This is a genomic window from Caballeronia sp. S22 (genome assembly GCF_964261745.1).
Taxonomy (GTDB): domain Bacteria; phylum Pseudomonadota; class Gammaproteobacteria; order Burkholderiales; family Burkholderiaceae; genus Caballeronia; species Caballeronia jiangsuensis.
In genome coordinates, this window is sequence record NZ_OZ180036.1 from 981,865 (window position 1) to 1,006,417 (window position 24,553).

Annotated in this window: 24 protein-coding genes; 13 read left to right on the forward strand and 11 right to left on the reverse strand. The window is 64.5% G+C overall.

Going from position 1 to position 24,553, the window contains the following annotated elements; translation table 11 throughout:
• The first annotated feature begins 572 nt into the window (after window positions 1–572).
• The 4 genes from ACEN42_RS19830 to ACEN42_RS19845 all read left to right on the forward strand — a co-directional run bounded on the left by ACEN42_RS19830 (window position 573) and on the right by ACEN42_RS19845 (window position 6,608).
• Window positions 573–1,058, forward strand: a complete 486-nt coding sequence (locus ACEN42_RS19830) for an adenosine-specific kinase (RefSeq protein ID WP_371881172.1) — start codon at window positions 573–575, stop codon at window positions 1,056–1,058.
• Between the two features lie 304 nt (window positions 1,059–1,362).
• On the forward strand, window positions 1,363–1,938 hold the full coding sequence (locus ACEN42_RS19835) for a DUF2760 domain-containing protein (protein WP_371881173.1): 576 nt from the start codon (window positions 1,363–1,365) through the stop codon (window positions 1,936–1,938).
• On the forward strand, window positions 1,935–3,821 hold the full coding sequence (locus ACEN42_RS19840; RefSeq protein WP_371881174.1) for an Hsp70 family protein: 1,887 nt from the start codon (window positions 1,935–1,937) through the stop codon (window positions 3,819–3,821). The genes ACEN42_RS19835 and ACEN42_RS19840 overlap by 4 nt, the downstream gene beginning before the upstream one ends.
• Window positions 3,822–6,608 (forward strand): Hsp70 family protein, encoded by a 2,787-nt coding sequence (locus tag ACEN42_RS19845; protein WP_371881175.1) that lies wholly within the window; start codon window positions 3,822–3,824, stop codon window positions 6,606–6,608.
• A gap of 177 nt (window positions 6,609–6,785) precedes the next feature.
• Here the strand turns inward: ACEN42_RS19845 and ACEN42_RS19850 are convergent, their stop codons facing one another.
• Window positions 6,786–6,932 carry a hypothetical protein gene (locus tag ACEN42_RS19850; RefSeq protein ID WP_187606469.1) on the reverse strand — a complete coding sequence of 49 codons (147 nt, stop codon included), beginning with the start codon at window positions 6,930–6,932 and terminating at the stop codon, window positions 6,786–6,788.
• A 259-nt stretch (window positions 6,933–7,191) separates the two neighbouring features.
• On the opposite strand from ACEN42_RS19850, the gene ACEN42_RS19855 reads away from it, so the two are divergent.
• Window positions 7,192–9,213, forward strand: coding sequence for an ATP-binding protein (locus ACEN42_RS19855; RefSeq protein ID WP_371881176.1), 2,022 nt, complete (start codon window positions 7,192–7,194; stop codon window positions 9,211–9,213).
• Window positions 9,214–9,842: 629 nt separating this feature from the next.
• Here ACEN42_RS19855 and ACEN42_RS19860 read toward each other — a convergent pair.
• Both ACEN42_RS19860 and ACEN42_RS19865 read right to left on the reverse strand, forming a co-directional pair.
• The gene (locus ACEN42_RS19860; protein WP_371881177.1) at window positions 9,843–10,517 is read right to left on the reverse strand and encodes an alpha/beta hydrolase; all 675 of its coding nucleotides are present in this window, start codon (window positions 10,515–10,517) and stop codon (window positions 9,843–9,845) included.
• A gap of 18 nt (window positions 10,518–10,535) precedes the next feature.
• Entirely contained in the window at window positions 10,536–10,925 is a 390-nt protein-coding gene (locus ACEN42_RS19865) for an MAPEG family protein (RefSeq protein ID WP_035501595.1), read from the reverse strand.
• Between the two features lie 104 nt (window positions 10,926–11,029).
• Between ACEN42_RS19865 and ACEN42_RS19870 the strand changes: the two genes are divergently transcribed.
• Entirely contained in the window at window positions 11,030–11,425 is a 396-nt protein-coding gene (locus ACEN42_RS19870; RefSeq protein ID WP_238217056.1) for a PPC domain-containing DNA-binding protein, read from the forward strand.
• Here ACEN42_RS19870 and ACEN42_RS19875 read toward each other — a convergent pair.
• From ACEN42_RS19875 to ACEN42_RS19885, 3 genes are all read right to left on the reverse strand, one after another.
• The gene (locus ACEN42_RS19875; protein ID WP_371881178.1) at window positions 11,409–12,260 is read right to left on the reverse strand and encodes a metallophosphoesterase; all 852 of its coding nucleotides are present in this window, start codon (window positions 12,258–12,260) and stop codon (window positions 11,409–11,411) included. The two genes, ACEN42_RS19870 and ACEN42_RS19875, sit on opposite strands and share 17 nt — an antisense overlap.
• Complete coding sequence (locus ACEN42_RS19880; RefSeq protein ID WP_371881179.1) at window positions 12,257–13,243, reverse strand: diacylglycerol kinase family protein; 987 nt, start codon at window positions 13,241–13,243, stop codon at window positions 12,257–12,259. Before ACEN42_RS19880 ends, ACEN42_RS19875 begins: the two co-directional genes overlap by 4 nt.
• Window positions 13,244–13,354: 111 nt before the next feature.
• A complete protein-coding gene (locus ACEN42_RS19885; protein ID WP_035501590.1) occupies window positions 13,355–13,795 on the reverse strand; it encodes a CBS domain-containing protein in 441 nt (146 codons plus the stop codon).
• A 269-nt stretch (window positions 13,796–14,064) separates the two neighbouring features.
• Here ACEN42_RS19885 and ACEN42_RS19890 point away from each other — a divergent pair, with 269 nt between their 5' ends.
• Entirely contained in the window at window positions 14,065–15,024 is a 960-nt protein-coding gene (locus ACEN42_RS19890; protein WP_187606476.1) for a chemotaxis protein, read from the forward strand.
• 109 nt (window positions 15,025–15,133) lie between these two features.
• Here the strand turns inward: ACEN42_RS19890 and ACEN42_RS19895 are convergent, their stop codons facing one another.
• The 3 genes from ACEN42_RS19895 to ACEN42_RS19905 form a co-directional block, all read right to left on the reverse strand.
• Entirely contained in the window at window positions 15,134–15,412 is a 279-nt protein-coding gene (locus ACEN42_RS19895) for a hypothetical protein (RefSeq protein ID WP_371881180.1), read from the reverse strand.
• A 296-nt stretch (window positions 15,413–15,708) separates the two neighbouring features.
• Window positions 15,709–16,140, reverse strand: a complete 432-nt coding sequence (locus tag ACEN42_RS19900) for a response regulator (RefSeq protein ID WP_238217062.1) — start codon at window positions 16,138–16,140, stop codon at window positions 15,709–15,711.
• Window positions 16,141–16,202: 62 nt separating this feature from the next.
• The gene (locus tag ACEN42_RS19905) at window positions 16,203–16,550 is read right to left on the reverse strand and encodes a hypothetical protein (protein ID WP_238217063.1); all 348 of its coding nucleotides are present in this window, start codon (window positions 16,548–16,550) and stop codon (window positions 16,203–16,205) included.
• A 291-nt stretch (window positions 16,551–16,841) separates the two neighbouring features.
• Between ACEN42_RS19905 and ACEN42_RS19910 the strand changes: the two genes are divergently transcribed.
• A complete protein-coding gene (locus ACEN42_RS19910; protein WP_250484519.1) occupies window positions 16,842–17,864 on the forward strand; it encodes a transporter in 1,023 nt (340 codons plus the stop codon).
• A gap of 72 nt (window positions 17,865–17,936) precedes the next feature.
• Window positions 17,937–18,116 carry a CsbD family protein gene (locus ACEN42_RS19915; protein WP_035501622.1) on the forward strand — a complete coding sequence of 60 codons (180 nt, stop codon included), beginning with the start codon at window positions 17,937–17,939 and terminating at the stop codon, window positions 18,114–18,116.
• A 24-nt stretch (window positions 18,117–18,140) separates the two neighbouring features.
• On the opposite strand, the gene ACEN42_RS19920 is transcribed toward ACEN42_RS19915, so the two are convergent.
• Window positions 18,141–18,608 carry a nuclear transport factor 2 family protein gene (locus ACEN42_RS19920; RefSeq protein WP_238292494.1) on the reverse strand — a complete coding sequence of 156 codons (468 nt, stop codon included), beginning with the start codon at window positions 18,606–18,608 and terminating at the stop codon, window positions 18,141–18,143.
• Window positions 18,609–18,705: 97 nt separating this feature from the next.
• On the opposite strand from ACEN42_RS19920, the gene ACEN42_RS19925 reads away from it, so the two are divergent.
• On the forward strand, window positions 18,706–19,290 hold the full coding sequence (locus tag ACEN42_RS19925; protein WP_371881181.1) for a TetR/AcrR family transcriptional regulator: 585 nt from the start codon (window positions 18,706–18,708) through the stop codon (window positions 19,288–19,290).
• Window positions 19,291–19,298: 8 nt separating this feature from the next.
• Here the strand turns inward: ACEN42_RS19925 and ACEN42_RS19930 are convergent, their stop codons facing one another.
• Window positions 19,299–20,825 (reverse strand): PLP-dependent aminotransferase family protein, encoded by a 1,527-nt coding sequence (locus tag ACEN42_RS19930; protein WP_371881182.1) that lies wholly within the window; start codon window positions 20,823–20,825, stop codon window positions 19,299–19,301.
• Between the two features lie 181 nt (window positions 20,826–21,006).
• On the opposite strand from ACEN42_RS19930, the gene ACEN42_RS19935 reads away from it, so the two are divergent.
• The 3 genes from ACEN42_RS19935 (at window position 21,007) to ACEN42_RS19945 (ending at window position 24,549) form a co-directional block, all read left to right on the forward strand.
• Window positions 21,007–22,104 carry an ABC transporter ATP-binding protein gene (locus tag ACEN42_RS19935; RefSeq protein ID WP_371881183.1) on the forward strand — a complete coding sequence of 366 codons (1,098 nt, stop codon included), beginning with the start codon at window positions 21,007–21,009 and terminating at the stop codon, window positions 22,102–22,104.
• Window positions 22,105–22,176: 72 nt separating this feature from the next.
• Window positions 22,177–23,211 (forward strand): ABC transporter substrate-binding protein, encoded by a 1,035-nt coding sequence (locus ACEN42_RS19940; protein ID WP_035501580.1) that lies wholly within the window; start codon window positions 22,177–22,179, stop codon window positions 23,209–23,211.
• Window positions 23,212–23,277: 66 nt separating this feature from the next.
• Window positions 23,278–24,549 (forward strand): ABC transporter permease, encoded by a 1,272-nt coding sequence (locus ACEN42_RS19945; RefSeq protein ID WP_371881184.1) that lies wholly within the window; start codon window positions 23,278–23,280, stop codon window positions 24,547–24,549.
• Window positions 24,550–24,553 lie beyond the last annotated feature (4 nt).

Consider the following 24,553-nt stretch of genomic DNA (forward strand, 5'->3'; position numbering starts at 1 on the left):
ATTGGCTGATGGCCCGGCAGTAGCGAGTGCCCTCGCAGGTCTCACGGGGCTTGGACCGCGCACGATCTGACACCTCGCGCCGCTCGCGTCACTGGTTCAGCACCAAACAGCTCCGGCCCGCTTCGCGGCCGATGGGTCAATCGGGCGCGGGAGCGCGTGCGCTTCTTCTCGACGGTTTCCCTCGCATACCCAACGGCAGCGCGTAGCGCTGTGCCGAAGCTCTTTCGTGCTGAACCAGCGCGTTGAATCGTCTCGGGCGGCAGACCGTGCGCGAGCCAAGCCCGGTAAGTCCTTCGAGCGCGACACTTAGGCGAGGGCCACCGCGGGCTGGCAAGCATGGCCAAACTGCGTGTGACCGCGGGCCTGAGAGAGCTGCTTTCTTTGGTTACTTTCTTTGCAGCAGCAAAGAAAGTGACCCCCGCCCCGGGGAGGGGCAGTGCTAATAGACCGACACGAATACGGGATCCGGCGAGAAAGCCATCCTTCAACCTCATCCCAACAAACCAGCGTTCCTTATCGAACGCCCCCAAAGCACCTACCATGGAATCTCCAGCGCGCACCGGAGACGCCCCATGGAACTGCTCGCCATCGCCATCGACAAGCCCGAGGACACCAACTTCATCCTCGGCCAGTCGCATTTCATCAAAACGGTCGAGGATCTGCACGAGGCGCTCGTCGGCGCGGTGCCGGGCATCCGCTTCGGGCTCGCGTTCTGCGAGGCCTCGGGCAAGCGGCTCGTGCGCACATCGGGTACGGACAACAATCTCGTCGAGATGGCCGCGCGCAACGCGCAGAACATCGGCGCGGGGCACAGCTTCATCATCGTGCTCGGCGATGGCTTCTTTCCCGTGAACGTGCTCAATACCGTCAAGACCGTGCCGGAGGTCTGCCGCATTTTCTGCGCGACCGCCAATCCGACGCAGGTGCTCGTCGCGCAGACGGATCAGGGACGCGGGATCGTCGGCGTGGTGGATGGCCTGCCGCCGCTCGGCGTCGAAACCGACGAGGACGTGAAGTGGCGCCACGACCTCTTGCGCAAGATCGGCTACAAGGCCTGAAGCGCGCCCGAAGCCCGCGCCGCGCCTTGACTTGACAGCGCAAATCGCGAGAATGAGGCGCGCCGCCGCGCGCCTCGCCCGCGCTTTTTTCCGGCCGGGGCGCGACATCATGGAAAATACGGGGATACGGTATAAACGCCGTTAGCGCTTTTCATGCTTTTCCGCGCTTTCGCGAACGACGCGGCCAGATCGCCGCGCGCACCGGCAGCATCCCGGCATCACCCCCGCCTACACGGCACCGAACACCGGCCACCCGCGCCGCCCGAGGATAGGGTCGTCCTCGCGCGGCCAACAGGAGCATCACATGACCGACATGAATCCAGGCTTTTTCGGCAGGATAGGCATTGCCTTCGGCGTCTTCTTCGGCGTTCTGGGCAACGCAGCATTCGCAGGCCGCGTGCAGCGCCTGCGCGAAGCACCCGAAGCGCCCGATTTCACGGCAGAAGCGCCCAAGCCCGCCGCCGCACCCGTTCAACCCGCGCCGTCCGCGCTGAAGGAATCCAGTCCCGTCGCCGCGTTGCAACTGCTCGGCCTTCTGCAACGCGATGCGCGCTTCATCGATTTCGTCGAAGAGGACATCGCCAATTACAGCGACGGCGATATCGGCGCGGCCGCCCGCCTCGTGCACGACGGCTGCCGCGCGGTGCTGCGCGAACACTTCACGATCAAGCCCGTGCGCACCGAAGCCGAAGGCAGCCGTGTCACGCTGCAGGAAGGTTTCGATGCGGCCTCCGTGCGTCTGACCGGCAATGTCGTCGGCAAGCCGCCCTTCAGCGGCCAGGTGAGCCATCGCGGCTGGAAGGTCGAAGACACGCGCCTGCCCAAGCTCGCGCCGTCCCATGATGCAAGCATCGTCGCGCCGGCGGAGGTGGAACTGTGAGCGATATCGACCGCAACGAAAATAAGGCGCGCTATTCGATCGGCATCGATCTCGGCACGACGCATTGCGCGCTCTCCTACGTCGATATGAGCGCGAGCGACGGCGAAAAGACCGCGCAGGGCGTGCTTTTGATCCCGCAACTGACCGCGCCCGGCGCCGCCGAAGAGCGCGATCTGCTGCCCTCTTTCCTCTATCTGCCGCACGAGAACGAGCTCGCACCCGGCGATCTCACGCTGCCGTGGACGCAGGAGCGCAAGTTCATCGTCGGCGAGCTGGCGCGAAGCCGCGGCGCGGGCACGCCGATCCGTCTCGTCTCCAGCGCCAAAAGCTGGCTGTGCCATCCCGGCGTCGATCGGCGCGCGGCGATCCTGCCGTCCGATGCGCCCGAGGAAGTCGAGCGCGTGTCGCCGATGGAAAGCTCGGTGCGCTATCTGACGCACTTGCGCGAAGCGTGGAATCACGCGCATCCCGAGGCGCCGTTCGATCAGCAGGACGTCACCGTGACGATTCCCGCGTCGTTCGATCCCGCCGCGCGCGAACTCACCGCCGAAGCCGCCAGCGCTGCCGGCTATTCGCGCATGACGCTGCTCGAAGAGCCGCAGGCCGCGCTCTATAGCTGGATTCAGAAGTCCACCGGCGGCTGGCGCAAGCAGGTCAAGGTGGGCGATGTGATTCTCGTCGTCGATGTCGGCGGCGGCACGACCGACCTCTCGCTGATCGCGGTCGTCGAGCGCGAAGGCAATCTCGAACTGCATCGCGTCGCGGTCGGCGAGCACATCCTGCTCGGCGGCGACAACATGGACCTCGCGCTCGCGCACACGGTCGCGCGCAAGCTCGCGTCGCAAGGCACGCAGCCCGATCCGTGGCAGTTGCGCGCCCTCACCTACGCGTGCCGCGCGGCGAAGGAAACGCTGCTCTCCGATCCGACCGCCGAAGCCGTGCCGCTCGTCGTGCCGAGCCGCGGCTCGAAGCTGATCGGCGGGTCGCTGCGCACCGAGCTCACGCGCGCCGAACTCACGCAGATCCTGCTCGAAGGCTTCTTCCCGCAAGTCGATGCATCGGCGCGGCCCGTGTCGCGCGCGCGCGTCGGTCTCACGCAACTGGGTCTGCCCTACGCGCAGGACGCCGCCGTCACGCGCCATCTCGCCGCCTTCCTCGGCCGTCAGGTCAACGCACTCGCCGAAGTCGAAGGCTTGCAGCATGAAACGCCGCAAGGCGCGACGCTGCTGCATCCGACCGTCGTGCTCTTCAACGGCGGCGTCTTCAAGTCGCCGCTGCTCGTCGAGCGCGTGATGTCGACGCTGAATTCATGGCTCGCCGCCGAAAACGCGCCCGCCGCTCGTCTGCTCGAAGGCGCGGACCTCGATCTCGCGGTCGCGCGCGGCGCGGCCTATTACGGCTACGTGCGGCATGGGCGTGGCGTGCGCATCCGTGGCGGCACGGCGCGCGCGTACTACGTCGCGGTCGAATCGGCGATGCCGGCCGTGCCCGGACTGGAGCCGCCCGTGCAGGCGCTGTGCGTCGCGCCGTTCGGCATGGAGGAAGGCACCGACGCCGAGTTGCCCGCGCAGGAATTCGGGCTCGTCGTCGGGGAGCCGGTGCATTTTCGCTTCTTCGGCTCGTCGGTGCGGCGTCAGGATCAGGTCGGCACGCTGCTCGAATACTGGCAGCCGGACGAGTTGCAGGAACTCGAAGAGATCGAGGCATCGCTGCCGCCGGAAGGCCGCACGCCCGGCGAAGTCGTGCCCGTCAAGCTGCATGCGCGCGTGACCGAGGCGGGCACGCTCGAACTCGAAGCGATTCCGCGCGGTTCGTCCGAGCGCTGGAAAGTCGAGTTCGACGTGCGTGGCGGCGTCAGCGCGGATCAGGGCATGGGCCTGTAAGTGTCCGCGCGCAAGAAAAAGGTCTCGGGCGCGCGGTACAGCGTCGGCATCGATCTGGGGACGAGCAATACGGTGGTCGCATATGCGCCGGCCGGATCGAACGATATCCGCGTGTTCGAGATCGAGCAGCTCGTTGGTGCGGGCGAAGTCGCGGCGCGGCCGCTCTTGCCTTCGCTGCGCTATCACTTCGCGCCCGACGAACTCAAATCCGCCGATCTGCAACTGCCGTGGGGCGAGATGGAAGCGCCCGCCGTCATCGGCGCTTTCGCGAGGAAGCTCGGCGCGCAGGTGCCCGGACGGCTCGTGTCGAGCGCGAAGAGCTGGTTGTCGCATGCGGCGGTCGATCGCCTCGCGCCCATTCTCCCGTGGGGCGCGGGCGACGACGTCGAAAAAATCTCGCCGGTGATCGCCAGCGCGAGCTATCTGGCGCACGTGCACGCGGCGTGGAACGAGCGCTTTCCGGACGCGCCGCTCGACGCGCAAGACGTGGTGCTGACCGTGCCCGCGTCGTTCGATGAAGGCGCGCGCGCCCTCACGCTCGAAGCGGCGCGCATGGCGGGACTCGAAACGCTGCGGCTGCTGGAAGAGCCGCAGGCCGCGTTCTACGACTGGCTGTTTCATCATCGCGAAACGCTCGCCGGCGAACTCGCCGATACGCGGCTCGTGATGATCGTCGATGTCGGCGGCGGCACGACCGACCTCACACTGATCCAGGTCGCGATGGAAAACGGCGAGCCCGTGCTCACGCGCATCGGCGTGGGCAACCATCTGATGCTCGGCGGCGACAACATGGACCTCGCGCTCGCGCATCTCGTCGAGCGGCGTCTCGCGGGCGGCGATGCACGCCTGTCCGCCGCGCGTCTCTCGCAACTCGTCGAGCGCTGCCGCGCCGCGAAAGAACAGTTGCTCGGCGAAAACGCGCCCGATTCCACGTCGATCACGCTGCTCGGCGCGGGCGCCAAGCTCGTCGGCGGCGCGCGTTCGGCGGATGTCACGCGCGAGGAGATCGAGCAGATCATCGTCGAAGGCTTCTTTCCGAAAGTGTCCGCGAGCGATCGCCCCAGTCGGTCACGCGGCGGCATCGTGGAATTCGGGCTGCCGTATGCGAGCGATCCGGCCATCACGCGGCATATCGCGGCCTTTCTCGGCCAGCACGCGGGCGAGGCGCGCAAGGCGTTCGGCGCGAGCGCCGACACGATCGCCATCCCGGACACCTTGCTGCTGAACGGCGGCGTGTTTCGCGCCGGGCCGCTCGCGCGCCGCATCGCCGATACGCTTTCCGGCTGGCGGGGCGAAGCGGTCAACGTGCTCGCGAACGGCGATCCCGATGTCGCGGTCGCACGAGGCGCGGTCGCCTATGCGCTCGCACGCGCGGGCCATGCGCCGAAGATCGGCGGCGGCTCGGCGCGCAGCTTCTTCCTGCTGCTCGAAGACGACGCCAACGCGAAGCGCGGCGTTTGCGTCCTGCCGCGCGGCACGGAGGAAGGCCAGCCGATCCATCTCGCCGACCGGACCTTCGCGCTCACGCTCGGCGCGCCGGTGCGCTTTCACCTGGCTTCGTCGGTGGCTGAGACGGCTTACGAGGCGGGAGCACTCGCGGACCTCGCGGCCGCATCGGGCGATTTCGTGCGCCTGCCGCCGGTCGCGACGGTCATCGATCCGCGCGCCGCCGACCACGGCCGGGCGCGCGAGACGCCGGTCCAGTTGACGACATCGCTCACGGAGGTCGGCACGCTGGAGATGCACTGCACGGCCGTCGATGATCCCTCGAAACGCTGGCTCCTCGAATTCCAGTTGCGCCGCGAAGCGCCCCAAAGCGACGACGCCGCGAGCGAATCGCATCCGGCGCTGCCCAAAGCCATCGAACTGATCGACCGCACCTTCGGCGCGAAGTCGCACGACATCGGCCCCAAGGAAGTCAAACGCCTGCGCGCGCAGCTCGAACAGACGCTCGGCGCGCGCGACACGTGGGACATCGCGCTCTTGCGCGAGCTCTTCGGCGCGTTGTTCGAGCGCGCGAAGAAGCGCCGCCGCAGCGCCGATCACGAGCGTCTGTGGCTCAATCTCACGGGCTACTGCATGCGGCCGGGCTTCGGGCATCCGCTCGACGAATGGCGCGTCGAGCAGTTGTGGACGCTCTTCGATCAGGGCATCCAGTACAGCAACGAAAGCCAGATCTGGTCCGAATGGTGGACGCTCTGGCGCCGCGCCGCCGGCGGACTTCCCGAAGCGGCGCAGTTGCGGCTGCTCGACGACATGGCCTTCGTGCTTCAGCCGCCTGGGACCAGCCGCTATCGCCGTGCGGCTGGCGCGGCGCGCGCGGGCTATGAAGACATGGTGCGGCTTGCGGCGTCGCTGGAGCGCGTGCCGGTCGAGCGCAAGATCGAGGCCGGCGAGTGGCTGCTCACGCGCCTGAAAAAGCCTTCGGAGAACGTGCAGAGCTGGTGGGCGCTGGGCCGCATCGGTGCGCGTGCGCCCTTCTACGGCAGTGCGCACGGCGTCGTGCCGCCGGAGGTCGCCGTCGTCTGGCTCGATGCGATCCTCGCGCTCGACTGGAAGAAGATCGATCCCGCCGCGTTCGCCGCCGTGCAGATCGCGCGCATGACCGGCGACCGCTCGCGCGACCTGCCCGACGAGGCGCGCGCGGCCGTCGTGCAACGCCTCGAAGCGATGGGCGCGGCGCAGGCGTGGATCGCGATGGTCCGCGAGACCGTCGAACTCGATCGCGCGGACGAGGGCCGCGTCTTCGGCGAAACGCTGCCTGCGGGGCTGAAGTTGATCCGCTGAGCATCGGAAGCGGGGCGCATCGGCGTCGAAATACTTCGTCCTCAGAAGTTTTTTCGCCGATGTGTTGCGCGAGAAGCCCGCCTGCTCTTGAATACCGGCTGACCGCATCCTATGGTTATCAATGTGTCGATATGGACACGCACTGAAGGAGGTCAGCATGCCATCCCCACGCAAGGCTCAAGCGAGCCAACCCGCCGAAACGGAAATGTCGAGCCGTAAAAAATCGGCCGGCAGCAAGGCATCGCCCGCGAAGGCAGCAGGCGCGAAGGAAATGCAGGTCACGAAGCGCACCACCAAGGCCAAGCCGAAAAGCTGAGCGGCCATCCGAAGTTCCGCCCTCGTCATCGTGCGGGGGGCATTTGATGTGGCTGTCCTTCGAATCGGCGAGCGCAAATCAGACGCTCGCCGGTCGGCTCCCGAAGCCGACCCCTGCCGATCTCCTTCCTCCCTCCGCCTTGCTTCCCATCGCCCTCATAAAGACGCAATAATTTCCGGATATAACGGCTGATTGCTAAAAAAAGGCGTATTTGTATGACCGCATTGGCCTAAAGTAGATATCCCGATTCCGTAAGCGAGCACGAAGATGGCCGTACCGCAACGCGCCGCCGGCGTGCGCAATCCAGGAATTCTTCTCGCGGCGGCCCGTGAAGCCGGCGCGAGCCTGGTGCGCAATCTGTCGATACCGGCGCCGTTTTCCGATCCCGCGCTGGAGGCGCAGTTTCTCGAAGACCACAGCCAGCGCTTCTGCGCGTTCCGGCGCGCATCGACGCTGCTCGCGCTCGCCATCTGGACGTGCTTTCTCTGGTGGGACTTCAGCTTCGCGCGCGGCAATCAGGCGCTCGCCTCGCGCCTGCCCGATATCCTCGCGCTGCGCTTCGCGGGCATCGCGCTGCTGTTCTTCGTCGGCGTTCTGGTGCTGCGGCCGGCGTTCCGCTCGCACGCGAGCTCGCAGCGCATCATTCTCACGGGCGTTTACGGGCTCCTGTGCCTGATCCTCGCGATGGTGGCGATCACGCCCGCGCCCTACAACTACACGCAGCACTTCATCGGCCTGTGTCTCGCGCTGTTCTTCCAGTTCAGCTTTTTCTATCTGCGCTCGCGCGTCGCGCTGACAGCCGGGATCATCACACTGGCGTCGATCGTCGTCCTGCAGATCACCATTCATCTGCTCAACCCCGAGGATTTCTTCGCCGGGCTGTTCTATATGTTCAACGTCGTGGTCGTGGGGCACGGCGTCTGCACGCACGCCGAGCGCGTATCGCGCGAGCGCTATAGCTCGGAGCGCGCGCTCGCGTCGCTCAATGACGAATTGCGCGCCGCCAATGTCTCGCTCGGCCGCAAGAATCGCGAGCTCGAAGTCTCGAAGAAGGATCAGGAGAACAAGACAAATGCGCTGCTCGCGCTGCGCGAGCAGCAGATGATCGCCGCGCAAACGGCGAGCCGCGAGAAGTCCAACTTCCTCGCCGCCGCGACCCACGACCTGCGCCAGCCGATGCACGCGCTCAACCTGTTTCTGCAGGCCGCCGCCGAAGCCATTCGAAACGGCGAATTCGATCAGGCCGAGCGGCTCATCAACGAATGCGGGCGCTCGTCCGTGATCCTTGCGCGGCTGTTGAACGCTGTGCTGGATCTGTCGCGGCTGGAATCGGGCCGCGTCGTGCCGCGCTATCACGTGTTCGATGTGCGGCAGATCGTCGAGGAAGCCGCCGAGCAGTTGCGTCCGTTCGCGATGAGCCGGGGCGTCGAATTGCGCTTGCGGCTGCCGAAGGAAGACGTGGTTTGCGTACGCAGCGACGCGCACTGGCTCGGGCGGGCGGTCGCGAATCTCGTGTCGAACGGCATCAAGTATGCGGACCAGAACAAATCGTCGAAGCCGACGGTGATCGTCGGCGTGGTGCGCTCCGCGACGCGCGCGCGCATCGACGTGCTGGACAACGGCATCGGCATTCCGGCCGATTACTTCGATGCGATCTTCCAGCCGTTCTTTCAGGTCGACAATCCCGAGCAGGATCGCGACAAGGGGCTGGGGCTCGGGCTGTCGATCGTGAATGCGGTGATGTCCATGCTCGACCAGCATCGCATCGAACTGAAGTCGACCGAAGGGCGCGGCTCGCGCTTCTCGCTCGAAATGCCGCTGTGCGGACCGTCGCCCGACAAGCCATCGGCGCGCGCGCCGGCGCGCTCCGAAGCGGCCGATATGGCGCAGCTCAAGGGGCGCTATGTGTTGCTCGTCGAGGACGACGGTCTCGTGCGGGCCTCCACCGAAGCGCTGCTTTCGCAATGGGGCGTGCTTTATGACTCCGCTGCGAGCTTCGAGGAGTTTCAGTCGATCTTGGGCGATATCGAGCGCTTTCCCGATCTCATCATCACGGATTTTCGGCTGCGCGATGCCAAGACCGCTCGCGAAGTGGCGATGCTCGGGGCGGCGCGGTTGGGGCGGCCTTGTCCGTGTCTTGTCGTGACTGGGGAGCCGGCGGCGAGTATTGTGCCGCTTGCCTGTGAGCAGGATGTGCTCTCTAAGCCGGTTAGTCCGGCGGAACTGCGGCGTGGGATGCTTGCGTTGATTGCTGGGGAATGTGTTGTGGCTGTGGGATTGGGATCGTGATTTTTTTTCGCCGGATCCCGTATTCGCGTTGGTTTATTAGCACTGCCCCTGTGCGGGGCGGCAGTCACTTTCTTTGCTGCTGCAAAGAAAGTAACCAAAGAAAGCAGCTCGCTTAAGCCCGCGGTCACACGCACGTTGGCCATGCTTGCCAGCCGTCGATGGCACTCGCCTAAGTGTCGCCCCCAAAGGACCAACCGGGCTTGGCTCGCGCACGGTCTGACATATCGCACCGCTTGCGTCACTGGTTCAGCACCAAATGGCTCCAGCCTGCTTCGCGGCCGACCGGTCAATCGGGTCGGCGCGCGCTCCTTCTCGACGGTTTCCCTCGCATACCCAACGGCAGCGCGTAGCGCTGTGCCGAAGCTCTTTCATGCTGAACCAGCGCGCTCAAACTACTGGCTCGTCAGACCGTGCGCGATCCAAGCCCGATTGGGCCTTCGAGGGCGACACTTAGGCGAGGGCCATCGGCGGCTGGCAAGCATGGCCAACGTGCGTGTGACTGCGGGCGGTGAGAAGCTGCTTTCTTTGCCTACTTTCTTTGCAGCAGCAAAGAAAGTAGGTGCCGCCCCGCACAGGGGCAACGCTAATAGACCAACACGAATACGGGATCCGGCGAAAAGAAAAAAAACCTATCCCACCAACCTCGCCCCCAACCACCCCCGCAGCGCCTCAACCTCCTCCATACAAACCGAATGCGGCATCGGATACGCATGCCAATCCACATGACACCCCTGCGCCCGAGCAAATTCACACGCCTGCTCGCCGAGACTCACATTAAGCACGTCATCGAAACTCCCATGCGCGGCGAAGATCGAGATCGAGCGATTCGCGTCGCTGAACGATTCATCGATGAGCCCTTCCGACGGAATGTAGCCCGACAAAACGATCAGCCCCGCGAGCTTCTCGGGATGCGTCAAGCCCGCCTGATAGGTCATCGCGCCCCCTTGCGAAAAGCCCGCGATGAAAATGCGCTCGCTCGGAATGCCCCGCGCGTTCTGCTCTGCGACGAGCCCCCGAACGCGCTCCACCGATTTCACGATGCCCGCCTCGTCCACGCGCCGATTGATGCCCTCGAAAGACAGGATGTCGTACCACGCGCGCATCACGTAGCCATTGTTGGCCGTGACGGCAATCTCCGGCGCGTTCGGAAACACGAAGCGGATGGCGGGTGCATCGGCGAGACGCAATTCGGGCACGAGCGGCACGAAGTCGTTGGCATCGGCGCCCAGGCCATGCATCAGGATGACGGCGAATTCGGGATTCGGCGCGGTTTCGATCTCGATGGTCGAAGGTTGATCGGTCATTGCCCTTCACTCCTCTCGTCAGATGATGGGAACGAGTATCTGCACGATGCCGACGACCGACACCAGCCACACCAGCGAGCGCACGAACGGCACGCCCGACACGTAGAGCGGAACATAAACCAGGCGCGCGACGAAATACGCGAGCGCACCGTAATGGGTGAGCGCATTCTCGCGCCCCGTCACGTGCACGATCAGCACCGCGATGGCGAAAATCGGCAACGTCTCGAACAAATTCGATTGCGCGCGCATCAGCCGGCCCGACAGCCTGCCGGGCGGCGGCGTGGCGGCATCGCGCGGGCCGGCCTGGTATCTGAGGCCGACTTCGCGATTGCGCACCACAGCCGGGAGTAACACTTGCACCAGCGCGAGCACGAGCGTCCAGGCCAGCATCGTCAGTTCGAAACTCATGGCGTCTCCATGGAAAGATATAGCCACTTCGGGTCGCGCTCATGATGCCATCACGATCCGCGAGCGTGTAGTCTTGAGTGCGATCCGCCCGGAGCCTTTCATTCATGCATGCGATGACCCTTCGTCTGTCACCCGGCGATGACCTGCGCGCCGCGCTCGATCACGCATTCCGCACGCACGGGCTTTCGGCGGCCTTCGTGCTGCAGGGAATCGGCAGCCTGAGCGTCGCCCGGCTACGTCACGCGGGCCGCGATGAAGCGTCCGAGTTGCGCGGCGACCTCGAAATCCTCACGCTCGCCGGTACGTTGTCCGCGCAAGGTCCGCACCTGCACATGAGCGTGTCCGACGCCGACGGCCGCGTGTCCGGCGGCCACGTGACGCCAGGCTGCATCGTGCGCACGACGGCGGAAATCGTCGTCGCGAACCTGCCGGGCGAACGCTATACGCGCGAGCACGACGCCGCGACGGGCTTCGCGGAGCTCGTCATCCGGGCAACGTGAGCGGGGCCGAGGACTTCGCGCCGTCGAGCGCGAGTTCGTGGCGCGCGATCATCTCGAACGCTTCGCCCGTCTCCGAGTAATCCCAGCGCTCGACCGTGGTCTGGCGCGCGCCGCCGTCGCACGCTTGCGCGTCGTGGCGAATCACGTTCACCGAATTGTCGATCGTGCCGCGCGTGCGCCGCGACAGCGCCGTGCCCGCCTGCACCGCCCACACGCGCCGCGACAGACCCGCGAAAGTATCGTGCAGCGGCAGCACGTAAGGCAGATGGATATGCCCGCCGAGAATCAGGTCCGCGCCCGCGCGCGCCCAGCGCTGCACCGCGCGTTCGCGTCCGTGCAGCAGGTTCTTTTCGTCCTGCGCGCGCGTGACGGCCACCGGCTGATGCGTGACCACGACGCGCAACTGCGCCGCGCTCGCCGCCTCCAGGCGCGCGGCGACGCGTCTGACCTGCCGCATCGACACTTCGCCGTTCTTGTGACGGTAAGCGCGCGTCGTGTTCACGCCCAGCACGAGCAGTTCGGGCGATTCGAAGCCCGGTTCGAGGTCGGCGCCGAATACGCGCTGATGATTCGCGTACGGGTAACACAGCCGCGCGAGCGGATTGAAAAGCGGAATGTCGTGATTGCCGGGGACGACGAGCGCCGGCGTCGCGCCGAGCGCATCGACGAACGCACGCGCCGCGGTGAACTGCTGCCTGCGTGCGCGCTGCGTGATATCGCCCGAGAGCACGACCAGATCGGGCGACAGCGCATCGGCGAGACGCAGCAGCGCCGCGACGACCTGGGGCCGCTCGGTGCCGAAATGCGTATCGGAAATCTGCAACAGCAAGGTCATGAGCGATTCGCTTCGGCCACCGCCGGTTCGGGCTTGAGCAGAAAGAGCGGCTTGTCGGACACGTGGAATTCCAGCGGCATGCGCAGTTTCGTGATCTCGCCATCCGTCGCGATCTTGATCGGTCTGCGCCGCTTCGAAGGATGCGTCACCGTGATGCGCTCGAACGTGAAGCTCACGACATGATCCGAATCCGACAGACGCCCCGCCGCGCCATGCAGCGACAGCCACAAATGCATGAGCCGCCCCACCGGGCGCGGCGCAATCGCGACGAGCAAGCCCTGTTCCAGCGCGCGCGCTTCGTTCGGCATGCCGATCTGCTCCATCTGCAGCCGGTTGTTGCCGACGAAAAGCGTCGATGAGCGGATTTCGGTCGTGCTGCCTTCGTGATCGATATGCAAACGCAGATGCCGATGCGGCTTGAGCATCGTGAAAAGCGCCGACCACAGCGCGACCAGCCGGCTGCGGCCGAATTGCCGCTTGTAGATTTCGCGATCTTCGAGCAGCCGCGGATAGAGGCCGAGACTCGCGTTGACGAGAAACATGCGCCCGTTGACGAAGCCGACCTGCACCGGATAGGCGCGCGCATCGAGCAGGAGCTGGGTGGATTGCTCGAGGTCGGCGGGAATGCCGTGGTCGCGGCTGAAGTAGTTGAACGTGCCGCGCGGTAGCACCGCGAACGGGCAACCGGCGTCGTACGCCGCATGCGCGACCGTGCAGAGCGTGCCGTCGCCGCCCGCGCCGACGAGCACGCCCTCCTGCGCGCACGCCGCCGCCGCGGTTTCGCGCGCGATGCTCGCGAGGCGACGCGGATCGTCGACGACGCGCAATTCGAAGCGTCGCCCCGCCGCGCCGAGTTCGCGCTCCAGCACGGTGCGCGTCGCGTCGGCCTGACGGCGGCCCGAGCCCGCGTTCATCACGATGAAGAACGGCGCGTCGGCGGCGAGCGTCTTCTCTCTTTCGGCGGATGCGGCTGTCGGGGTCATCGGCGGCGCTCCTTCGTTATCCGCGCGAAAAGCGCACGGCGAGCCTGACTCCGCACTCGCGCGCGGAGCCTGCCGATTATAACGAAATGCTTACAGCCGGACCGCGCACGCTTACGTGTGCTCGCCGCGAATGTAGTACTCGAGTTGCTGAATGGTGAACTGCTGCTCGGAGATGATGTTCTTCACCAGATCGCCGATGGAGATCATGCCGACGAGCTTGCCGTTGTCGATCACCGGCAGATGGCGCATGCGCTTGTCGGTCATGAGCGCCATGCAGTCGTCGGTGGTCTGGTCGGGGCGCACGTAGCGCACGTGCGACGTCATGATGTCGCGCACGGGCGTCTGCTTCGACGCGCGGTCCATCAGGACGACTTTGCGCGCATAGTCGCGCTCGGTCATGATGCCGACGATTTCATCGCCCTCCGTCACGATCACCGCGCCGATATGCTTGTCGGCCATCATCTTGATCGCATCGAAGACCGACGCCGTTGCGGCAATCGTATAGACCGTCTGTTCGGGTTTCGAATTCAGAACCTGTGCGACTGTTGCCATCGAGCGCCTCCGTTATGAGCGGGGAACGTTGTTGCGCCTGGGCGACGGGTTTGTCATGCGCCTGTGTGGAGCGTAAAGCCTCGCGCGCCATTGCCTTCATAGGCATTAACCCGACCATTCAAAAAGTATAGCCGCGATTCGCGCCTCGTCGGACGCGCCATTCATTCTGCGCGCGTTCTGTTTCAGCTTCAGTTTCGTCGTCGGATGCCGCTAACAGGCACATACACGACGGCAACGCGGCGCGATGCACCGCTTAGAGGGAGAACGAGGTGAGCAGTTCACAACAGGATATCGAGCAGCGCGTGCGGCTCGCGGGCAGCAACATGTTCGAATTGCTTCTGTTCAGGCTCGGCGAGGCGCCGGGCTCGGAACAGCGGGAGCTTTACGGCATAAACGTATTCAAGGTGCGCGAGATTCTCGCGATGCCGACGATCACGGCCGTCGCCGGATCGAGCGAGGAGATTCTCGGCGTCGCGGATATTCGCGGACAGATCATTCCCGTGATCGATCTCGCGCGCATCACCGGCTGCCGGCCGAAGAACGGGCCGAAAATCCTGCTCGTCACCGAATTCGCGCGCACGACGCAAGGTTTCGCGGTCGAGGAAGTCGACGATATCGTGCGGCTCGAATGGAATCAGGTGTTGTCCGCGGAATCGCACTCGGGCGGCAAGACCGTGACGAGCTTCGCGCGGCTCGACGGCAACGTCGATGGCTCGCGGCTCGCGCAGGTGCTCGATGTCGAGCGCATCGTGCGTGACGTGCTCCCGTCACAGGAAACCGATATCACCGAGGCGAACACCGGGCGGCTCATTCTCAAGCCGGGCGCGCGCGTGCTCGCAGCGGACGATTCAGGCGTCGCGCGGGCGCTCATCGAACAGAGCCTCACCGCGATGGGCGTGCCCTTCGTCATGACCAAGACCGGCCAGGAAGCGTGGGACGTGCTGGAATCCGCGCTCAGGAAAGCGCAGAAGGAAGGCACCGAGGTCGCCGATCACATCGCGCTCGTGCTTACCGATCTGGAAATGCCGGAGATGGACGGCTTCACGCTCACGCGCCGCATCAAGGCGGAAACGGGGCTGATGCACATTCCGGTGGTGATTCACTCGTCGCTGTCGGGATCGGCGAACGAGCAGCATGTGCGCAAGGTCGGCGCGAATGCGTATGTGTCGAAGTTCGAGGCGTCGGAACTGGCCAATGTGATGCGCGGCGCGCTCGCGCACGCGGCCTGAAAAACGATCGGCGCCCGCTGAACACAAACCTTTTGAGTCTGTGTCAGCGGGCGCCGAAGCAGTCCTTCAGCCGATACGCCCGGCGGATGAGCCGGGCCAGCCGATTCGATTAGTGACCGAAGAAGACCGATTGCGGGTTGTTGCCCGATTGCGCCGAACGGTTGCCCGATTGAGCCAGCGTGTCACGCGAGCCGCCGAAAGCGGTCGTGTTCGTGCCGTTGGCGTTTTCTTCAGCGGCGATCGCTTGTGCGCTCGGGCCTTGTTGCGACGTCGGCGCGCCAACTGCCGGACGGTAGAACGGAGCCGGACCGTAGCCGCTTGCGAAAGCGGGTGCGGCGAGCGTTGCGGTAGCGGCGATCAGAAGGGTAGCGATGAGATTGCGTTTCATGGTGAGCTCCAAAGACGGTTGACGTTCAATCAGAAAGCGCCGCAGCGGTCTTGCGAGAAACTGTCTGCTACGTCGATGAAGCGCAGTGTATACCCCTACTATCGCTTTTTTATCTCCATAAATTTCAATTCAGTTTTCGCTGTGCGCCAACAATCGCTGGCTGCACGAGCGTACGGATTTCCCGTGGAAGACCGTCTGGCAAGGGATTGGGCGCGCTGAAGCGCAACTGGACGTCGCGCGTCGTTTGGCAGGGACGGAACAATTATTTGGAAAACGACGGTTCGATACGCGCTCGTTCAGTGAACGAGTCGCCCGATCAGTCGAACGAGCGCGGCGGGCGGATTGCCCTTTTGACAGTAACCATCGAATCCGGAGTGCATGCCTTCGATGCGCACGGTTTCCTCGCCCAGCGCCGTAAACGCGATGATCACCGCATCGCGCGTGCGGGCGATCCGGCGAAGCACGCGCGCGGTCGCGTAGCCGTCGTGCTCCGGCATCGTGATATCGAGAATGACGATGTGCGGCACCCAGCCGTCGACCGCATGCAGCGCATCGACGCCTGAGAGGGCGAAACGAGTGTCGAAACCATCCGATTCGAGCGCAGCCGACAGCGCTTCGGCGCTGTAGGCGTTGTCATCGACGACGAGGATGCGCCACGGATCGCGGTCGACATCGACGCTGCGGTCCGTCCAGAGGGAGCAATGAGGGGAATGCAGGGAGACGGGCATGGGCACTTACCTAAAGCACATACCGGCTTTGCAGCATTTCTTGCGCCCGCGCTCCGCGAAGTTCAGGCGTCGGCGTCCTTCTTGCCCTTGCGACGCTTTCCCGATGTCCCTTCGTCCTCGCGCAGCCGCGCGTTCGCTTCGACGAGCGATGCCGCGTCGCACTGGCGCAACGCGAGATCGACTTCGCCGAGGGCGCCGAAAAGCGCCGCCTGCTCCGCCTCGTCCAGCGGCGTTGCGCCAGGCCCCGTTACGCGTCGCGCTTCCTTGTCGAGCCGCTTCATGAGCTTCGCGCCGAAGCGGGTATCGATCACGCCCTCGCGCGCGAGCCCCGCGATCAACGACGCGAGACGGACGAGCCCGCCCGCCGTGGTTTGCGTCGTCGCCCCGTCCAGATCGTCACGGTCTTCCACTGCCTTCTCCCCAGGTTGGCACGCGACGCCGCGCGGGCGGCCGACTCGATGCGTGGCGCCGCGCGTGCGCCCGTCTTGCGTGGCGCGATCATACGCCGACAATATGACAGTCATATTTGCACATACCAGCGCGCCGGTGGCGATCGTTTCACTTGCGTTTGCGCGTTACGATCGCGATTCGGGGCGCGACCGATGGCACACTAGCGCGTGGCGGCGTGCATCGCCCGCAGCGTCGAGGCCCGCATCCTCGGCGGACACGCCGACATCCCCAGAATGCAACCGAATGCCCGCATGAATCCCGCTACCCTGCAAAGACCGCCCTACGGTTCCGACTTCTCCGGCCTCGTCTGCGGCTTCCGATTTCATGTCGATCACCCCGGCGAGCCGATCGATGCCGAAGCCGCGAGCGAATGGCTCGCCCGCGACGACACGACCCGCGAATTCGTCTGGCTGCACTTCGATCTCGCGAACAGCGCCTGCGAGCGCTGGATGCGCGGACGTCTCGGCCTGCCCGACGCATTCTTCGAGACGCTCAACGAAGGTTCGCACTCGACGCGCATCGAGCATCAGGAAGGCGCGCTCTTCGCCGTCATCAACGATGTGATGTTCAACTTCGAGCTGACGCCCTCCGAGATCGCGACGCTCTGGGTCTACACGCATCAGAAACTGCTCGTCACGGCGCGCCTCAAGCCCCTGCGTTCGGTCGATTCGCTGCGCGAGTCGGTCAGGCGCGGCGAAATCTTCCGCTCGCCCGCCGAACTGCTCGCCCACATGCTGCGCGATCAGGCGGATCTGCTCGTGCATATCGTGCGGCGCACGAGCGTCGAGGTCGACGGCATCGAGGATCGCTTTCTTTCGATGCGCGGCGCCGCGACCCGCACCGATCTCGGCGGCCTGCGCCGCGTGCTCGTGAGGCTGCAGCGTCTGCTCGCTCCCGAGCCCGGCTCCGTGTTCCGTCTGCTCGCGCGGCCGCCGCGCTGGCTTCATTCTCAGGACATTCAGGATCTGCGCGACGCGACCGAAGAGTTCTCGCTCGTGCTCAACGATCTCGCCGGACTCGTCGAAAGGATCAAGCTTCTGCAGGAAGAAGTCGCGACGCGCATGGGCGAACAAAGCAACCGCACGCTCTTCACGCTGACGCTCGTCACGGTGCTCGCGCTGCCGATCAACATCGTCGCGGGGTTTTTCGGCATGAACGTGGGCGGCATTCCGCTCGCGGAAAATCATCACGGCTTCTGGCTGCTGGTCGTGATCGTCGCGACGTTTACCGTGCTCGCCGGATGGTGGGCCTTCCGCCGCCGCCGCGACATGTAGCGAAGCCGGCCGGGCACGTTCGATGCGAAGTCTCCGATGAGGCTCATGCCTCGCGAAACGTTGGAGGACATGATGGACAAGAACCGCATCGAAGGCACGGCTCGCCAGATGAAAGGCATCGTCCGCGAAGCCGTCGGCAAGGCCACAGGAAATCGCGGAACGCAAATGCGCGGCACGGCCGAAAAAATGGCGGGAAAGATGCAGGCCAAACTCGGCGCAGCGGCTGACGCCGTGCGCCGCATCAAGAAATAACCGCTGCGCTGCCTGCTGAAACTGTCAGAAGCCCAGGTCGCTCAGGCTCGGATGATCGTCGGGCCGGCGGCCTAGCGGCCAATGATATTTGCGATCCGCTTCCTTGATCGGCAGATCGTTGATCGACGCGTGACGGTGCGTCATCAGACCCGCCTCGTTGAATTCCCAGTTCTCGTTGCCGAAACTGCGATACCAGTTATTCGCATCGTCATGCCATTCGTAGGCGAAGCGCACCGCGATGCGATTGTCCTTGTACGCCCATAGCTCCTTGATCAGCCGATAGTCGAGTTCGCGCGCCCATTTGCGGCGCAAGAAAGCGACCACTTCCTCGCGCCCGTTCGCGAACTCCGCGCGATTGCGCCAGCGCGTATCCACGCTATACGCGAGCGACACGCGCTCGGGCTCGCGCGTATTCCACGCATCTTCGGCGAGACGGACCTTGAGCTTGGCGGATTCTTCATCGAACGGCGGAAATGGCGGCTTGGATTCCATGGCGAGTCCTCGTTTATCAAGCGATGAGATGAGTAGACAGGTCTGTCTACTCGACGCACTCTAGCGCAGGTAGACGAACCTGTCTACAATCGATTGCATGAATACTTCTGCTGTCTCCATCGATGTTTCCGAACTCGCGCCCGACGCGCGCATCCTGCATATCGCGCATGATCTCTTCTATCGCGACGGCATTCGCGCGACGGGCGTCGATCGGGTGATCGCCGAGTCGGGCGTCGCGAAAAAGACGTTCTATCGCTACTTTCCGAGCAAGGACGATCTGATCGTCGCGTTCCTGGATTTTCGCCACGATAACTGGATGACATGGTTCCGCGATGCGCTCGCGCGGCACGGCGGCACGCTCAGCGCGCTCGTGCCCGCGCTGGCCGAATGGTTCGGCAGCGAAGCTTATCGCGGTTGTGCGTTCATCAATTCGGTCGTCGAAGTCGGGGCGACATTGCCGCAGGCGGTCGATATCTCGCGGCGTCACAAGCGCGACATGACCGCGGCGATCCGCACGCTGATGCCGGGTTCGCGCACGGCGAAAGCGGATGCGCAAGCGCTCGCCCTGGCGGTGGACGGCGCGATCGTTGCCGCGCAATTCGCCGAATCGCCCGCGGATGCATTGAAGGCGCTGGCGCGCGTGGTGCGAGCGATCGCGGCGGCGCAACGAAGCGCCCAATAACCGGCGCGCTACTTGATCGACGCGCTTTCGATCGATGTGACAGCCCGCTTCGATGAGACCGATGTTATCGCCTGTTCAACCACGTCCGCGAGCCGCGCGAAATGAGGCGCGATCTGATCGTTCGGCACGCACGCGTAACCGAGCATCAAGCCCTTTCGCGCCGCGAGCCGGTTCAGATAATAGTTGTCGAGCGGACGCGTCACCACACCGGCTGACAGCGCGCTGGCGGCGATCATTCGGTCATCCGCCGAATCGGGCAAGTCGAGCACGAAGTGCAGGCCGGCTTCATCGCCCCGCACGGAGAGCGTTTCGCCGAAGCGCTCGCGGATCGCGTTGATCAGCAACTCGCGTCGCTCGCCGTACAGGCCACGCATACGGCGCACGTGTGACGTCAGATGGCCGTCGAGAATGAACTCGGTAAGCACGGCCTGCTGCATCAGCTGACCCTCGCGATAGAGTTCGGCCACGCCGGTGCGAAAGGAATCGACGAGGTTGTCCGGCACGACCATATAGCCCATGCGCAAGCCGGGATAAAGCATCTTGCCGAGACTGCCGACATAGATCACCTGTCCCGCGTCGTCGAGCCCCTGCAGCGATGACAGCGGGCGGCTGCCATAGCGGAACTCGCTGTCGTAATCGTCCTCGATGATCCACACCTTGTGCTGACGCGCGAACTCCAGCAGTGCGCGGCGTCGCGCGAGACTCATCACCATGCCGAGCGGATATTGATGCGACGGCGTCACGAGCGCGATGCGCGGCGGGTCGGCCATGTCGCGCGCGGTGGGATTGAGCCCTTCCTCGTCGACGGGAATCGGCACGAGCGTCAGTCCCGATGACTGCAGCACGCTGCGCACGCCCCAGTAGCACGGTTCCTCGACCCACGCGCGATCGCCGAAATCGGTGAGCAGGCGCACGGCGAGATCGATGGACTGATGAATGCCCGTCGTGATGATGATCTGGTCCGGCTGACACTTCACCGAGCGCGCGACGCGCAAATAATCCGACAGCGCGCGCCGCAGCGGCCGATAGCCGCCGCCCGGCGCATACGTGAGCAGTTCGGGACTCGCGCGCTTCCACAAACGCGCCTGCAAGCGGCTCCATGTGCGCGCCGGAAATTCCGCGACGTCGGGCACGCCGGGCATGAACGCGCCCCACTGCTTCGGCGACACGCCTGCCTGCGCGATCAGGCGCTCGCCGCGACGCGAAATCGTGCATGGCGCCTTCGCTTCCTCCGCCTGTCTCGCCTTGCCCGCGACGCCATCGCGCGGCGCGGTGTCGGCGACATAGGTGCCGCTACCGGTCGTCGACGTGACATAGCCTTCGGCCGTGAGCTGATCGTAGACATGCAGCACGGTATTGCGCGCGATGCCGAGATCGATCGCGAGCGTGCGCGAACTCGGCAGCTTCGTGCCGGGCGCGAGCTGGCCCGTCAGGATGGCCTGCTGCATGAGTTCGAGCACTTGCCGGTACATCGGCTCGGCGGCGGACCGGTCGAGCCGCGCGCTTAGCCAGTCGGCCAGGATGATGGTATCCATGAATTCGTCACCGCCTGGAACCACTTTCCCGACACGCTCAAGTGGCTCTATTTTGAATATTGAAATGGCTCCCCATTGTAGAACCGTAACGGGCTATAGTTATCGCAAGTAGTGGAAATAATTTCCGGGCGTCCAACGAGGCGGTCGGAAGTATCAGGGTTTTCCGAAGGAGACACGGAAGATGAAATCCGATCAGGTGATCGTCAGCTTTCGCGGCGTGCGAAAGACCTACGACGGTGAAACGCTCGTCGTCAAGTCGCTCGATCTCGATATCTATCAGGGCGAATTCCTCACGCTGCTCGGGCCGTCCGGCTCCGGCAAGACCACCTGCCTCATGATGCTCGCGGGCTTCGAGTTCCCCACCGGCGGCGAGATCTGGCTCGACGGCAAGCTGCTCAACAAGGTGCCGCCGCACAAGCGCGACATCGGCATGGTGTTTCAGAACTACGCGCTCTTTCCGCATCTGTCGGTCCAGCAGAACGTCGAATATCCGCTGACGGTGCGCAAGATGTCCGCCGAAGAGCGCGCGCATCGCGTGAACAACGCGCTCAAGATGGTGCGCATGGAAAGCTTTGCGAAGCGTTACCCGGCGCAGCTTTCCGGCGGCCAGCAGCAGCGTATCGCGCTGGCGCGCGCGCTCGTGTTCGAGCCCAAGCTCGTGCTGATGGACGAGCCGCTCGGCGCACTCGACAAGCAGTTGCGCGAGCACATGCAAATCGAACTGAAGGCGCTGCACGAGAAGCTCGGCGTCACCTTCGTCTACGTCACGCACGATCAGGGCGAAGCGCTCACGATGTCTGACCGCGTCGCGGTGTTCGACAAGGGCATCGTGCAGCAGCTCGACACCGTCGATCATCTGTATGAAGCGCCCTGCAACGAGTTCGTCGCGAACTTCATCGGCGACAGCAACCGGCTGCGCGGCACCATCGAAGAGATTCAGGGCGACTTCTGCGATCTCCGTCTCGCCGACGGCACGCGTCTGTCCGGTCTCAACGTCGCGAATGCGAAACCGGGCGCGCCGGCCATCGCGTGTATCCGTCCGGAGCGCATGAAACTCACGCAGGGCAACGGCCATGCGAACGGCAACATCAACGCGCTCGCGGGCGAAGCGAAGAGCCTCATCTATTTCGGCGATCACGTCCGCATGCGCTGCGGCGTGCGCGAGCAGGACGAATGCTTCGTCAAGGTGCCGCTCGGCACCGCGGCGCTCGACGGCTTCACGCCCGGCGCGCCCATCGCGCTCGAATTCGCGCCCAAGCATTTGCGTGTGTTCGCCTGAATCTCGATCGGGCGTCGCGCTTCCCACGTAGGTCCACTGACAAAACCAAGTCGAAGAAGAGAGGAAACCATCATGAAGAAGTTCGCACTGTGTTCCATGGCGGCTGCGCTCGCGTGCGTGTCGGCGGCGTCGGGGGCGGCGGAAATCACCGTCGTCAATTTCGGCGGCGCGAACGGCGACGCGCAGAAGGTCGCGTTCAATCAGCCGTTCGAGCAATCGTCCAAGAACAAGGTCACGGCCGTCGAATACAACGGCGAGCAGGCCAAGGTCAAGGCGATGGTCGAAGCGAAGCACGTGAACTGGGACGTGGTCGAAGTCGAATCGGGCGATCTCGGCCGCGGCTGCGACGAAGGTCTCTATGAAAAGCTCGACTGGTCGAAGATCGGCAAGAAGTCGGACCTCGTGCCCGAATCGCCGCAGACCTGCGGCGTCGGCTTCTTCGTGTGGTCGACGGCGCTCGCCTACAACGGCGACAAGCTGAAGTCCGCGCCGGCAGGCTGGGCGGACTTCTGGGACACGAAGAAATTCCCCGGCAAGCGCGGCATGCGCAAGGGCGCGCGCTACAACCTCGAATTCGCCCTGATGGCCGACGGCGTCGCGCCGAAGGACGTCTACAAGGTGCTCGGCACGAAGGCCGGCGCGGACCGCGCGTTCAAGAAGCTCGACGAACTCAAGCCGAACATTCAGTGGTGGGAGGCCGGCGCACAGCCGCCGCAGTTCCTCGTCGCGGGCGATGTCGTGATGTCCACTGCGTATAACGGCCGCATCGACGCGGCGCGCAAGGAAGGCAAGAACCTGAAGGTCGTGTGGAACGGCAGCATCTACGACCTCGACTACTGGGCGATTCCGAAGGGCTCGCCGAACAAGGACGTCGCGCAGCAGTTCATCGCGTATTCGGTGTCGCAGAAGCCGCAGGAAGTCTACGCGAAGAATATCGCGTACGGTCCGGTGAACAAGGCCGCGATCTCCGCGCTGGACGCGAAGACGAAGGCCGACATGCCGAACTCGCCGGATAACGCGAAGAACGCGGTGCTGCAGGACATGGCGTTCTGGACCGATCACGGCGACGAACTCGAGCAGCGCTTCACCGCGTGGGCGTCGAAGTAAGCGCGTCATAAGCAGAAAGACGGTCGCGCTTTTCGAAAGCGCGACCGCAAAGAAGGAGACTCAAGCGTGAACACCATGACGATCCCCGCGGAAGAATCGCGCGAATCGAGCGCGCGTCTGAAGCGCGAACTGAAGATCGCCGATGCGAAGAAGCGCGCCATGGCGCTCATGCTCATCGCGCCGCTCGCCATTTTTCTGTTTTTGATTTTCGTGGTGCCGATCGGTGCGCTGCTCACACGCGCGATCGAAAATCCCGAAGTGGCGAACGCGCTGCCGCACACCGGCGCGGCGCTCGCGAAATGGGACCGCAAGGCGCCGCCATCGGATGAAGCGTATGCCGCGCTCGCGCAGGATCTCACGACGATCTCGGAAGGCGATTCGATGGGCGCCCTGGCGCGGCGTCTGAACACCGAAATTCCGGGCTATCGCTCGCTCGTCGCGAAAACCGCGCGCGCAATGCCGCTCAACGGCGACGACGGCAAGCCGCTGCCCGCCGCGCAGATCAAGGCGAAGATCGTCGAACTCGACGACCGCTGGAACGATCCCGTCTATTGGCAGGCGATCGCGAAGAACGCGGGCCGCTATTCGCCGTTTTATATCCTCGCGTCGCTGGATCACAAGCAGGACGGCTTCGGCAATATCGTTCATGCGGACCCGGATCAGTCGATCTATCTCAACGTCTTCAGCCGCACGTTCGTGATCGGCGTGGGCGTGACGCTGTTCGCGCTGCTGCTCGGCTATCCGCTCGCCTACTGGATTTCGACGCTCCCCGAACGCCGCGCGAACCTCGTGATGGTGCTCGTGCTGATTCCGTTCTGGACGTCGGTGCTGGTGCGCGTCGCCGCGTGGATCGTGCTTCTGCAAAGCGAAGGGCTCGTGAACACAGCGCTGCTCGGCAGCGGGCTGATCGGCTCGCCGCTCTCGCTGCTCTTCAATCGCGTGGGCGTCTATATCTCGATGACGCACATCCTGCTGCCCTTCATGATCCTGCCGCTCTACAGCGTGATGAAGTCCGTTCCGCCGACCTATCAGCGCGCAGCCGTTTCGCTCGGCAGTCATCCGTTCGCGGCGTTCTGGCGCGTCTACGTGCCGCAGACTTATCCGGGCATCGGCGCGGGCGTGCTGCTCGTGTTCATTCTCGCGATCGGTTACTACATCACGCCGGCGCTGCTCGGCGGGCCGAACGATCAGATGGTCAGCTATTACATCGCCTACTTCACCAACGTGACGATCAACTGGGGCATGGCATGCGCGCTCGGTGCGCTGCTGCTCGCCGCGACACTGCTGCTCTACGTGGTCTATGGACGCTTCACGCGCTCCAACGTGAGCCTGGGGTAAAGAA

What these genes read in the sequence shown, in the direction of transcription:
- ACEN42_RS19830 (WP_371881172.1), top strand. Translation starts at nt 573, where the DNA reads ATGGAACTGCTCGCCATCGCCATCGACAAGCCCGAGGACACCAACTTC.
- ACEN42_RS19835 (WP_371881173.1), top strand. Translation starts at nt 1,363, where the DNA reads ATGACCGACATGAATCCAGGCTTTTTCGGCAGGATAGGCATTGCCTTC.
- ACEN42_RS19850 (WP_187606469.1), bottom strand. Translation starts at nt 6,932, where the DNA reads ATGGCCGCTCAGCTTTTCGGCTTGGCCTTGGTGGTGCGCTTCGTGACC.
- ACEN42_RS19855 (WP_371881176.1), top strand. Translation starts at nt 7,192, where the DNA reads ATGGCCGTACCGCAACGCGCCGCCGGCGTGCGCAATCCAGGAATTCTT.
- ACEN42_RS19860 (WP_371881177.1), bottom strand. Translation starts at nt 10,517, where the DNA reads ATGACCGATCAACCTTCGACCATCGAGATCGAAACCGCGCCGAATCCC.
- ACEN42_RS19865 (WP_035501595.1), bottom strand. Translation starts at nt 10,925, where the DNA reads ATGAGTTTCGAACTGACGATGCTGGCCTGGACGCTCGTGCTCGCGCTG.
- ACEN42_RS19870 (WP_238217056.1), top strand. Translation starts at nt 11,030, where the DNA reads ATGCATGCGATGACCCTTCGTCTGTCACCCGGCGATGACCTGCGCGCC.
- ACEN42_RS19875 (WP_371881178.1), bottom strand. Translation starts at nt 12,260, where the DNA reads ATGACCTTGCTGTTGCAGATTTCCGATACGCATTTCGGCACCGAGCGG.
- ACEN42_RS19880 (WP_371881179.1), bottom strand. Translation starts at nt 13,243, where the DNA reads ATGACCCCGACAGCCGCATCCGCCGAAAGAGAGAAGACGCTCGCCGCC.
- ACEN42_RS19885 (WP_035501590.1), bottom strand. Translation starts at nt 13,795, where the DNA reads ATGGCAACAGTCGCACAGGTTCTGAATTCGAAACCCGAACAGACGGTC.
- ACEN42_RS19895 (WP_371881180.1), bottom strand. Translation starts at nt 15,412, where the DNA reads ATGAAACGCAATCTCATCGCTACCCTTCTGATCGCCGCTACCGCAACG.
- ACEN42_RS19900 (WP_238217062.1), bottom strand. Translation starts at nt 16,140, where the DNA reads ATGCCCGTCTCCCTGCATTCCCCTCATTGCTCCCTCTGGACGGACCGC.
- ACEN42_RS19910 (WP_250484519.1), top strand. Translation starts at nt 16,842, where the DNA reads ATGAATCCCGCTACCCTGCAAAGACCGCCCTACGGTTCCGACTTCTCC.
- ACEN42_RS19915 (WP_035501622.1), top strand. Translation starts at nt 17,937, where the DNA reads ATGGACAAGAACCGCATCGAAGGCACGGCTCGCCAGATGAAAGGCATC.
- ACEN42_RS19920 (WP_238292494.1), bottom strand. Translation starts at nt 18,608, where the DNA reads ATGGAATCCAAGCCGCCATTTCCGCCGTTCGATGAAGAATCCGCCAAG.
- ACEN42_RS19925 (WP_371881181.1), top strand. Translation starts at nt 18,706, where the DNA reads ATGAATACTTCTGCTGTCTCCATCGATGTTTCCGAACTCGCGCCCGAC.
- ACEN42_RS19930 (WP_371881182.1), bottom strand. Translation starts at nt 20,825, where the DNA reads ATGGATACCATCATCCTGGCCGACTGGCTAAGCGCGCGGCTCGACCGG.
- ACEN42_RS19935 (WP_371881183.1), top strand. Translation starts at nt 21,007, where the DNA reads ATGAAATCCGATCAGGTGATCGTCAGCTTTCGCGGCGTGCGAAAGACC.
- ACEN42_RS19940 (WP_035501580.1), top strand. Translation starts at nt 22,177, where the DNA reads ATGAAGAAGTTCGCACTGTGTTCCATGGCGGCTGCGCTCGCGTGCGTG.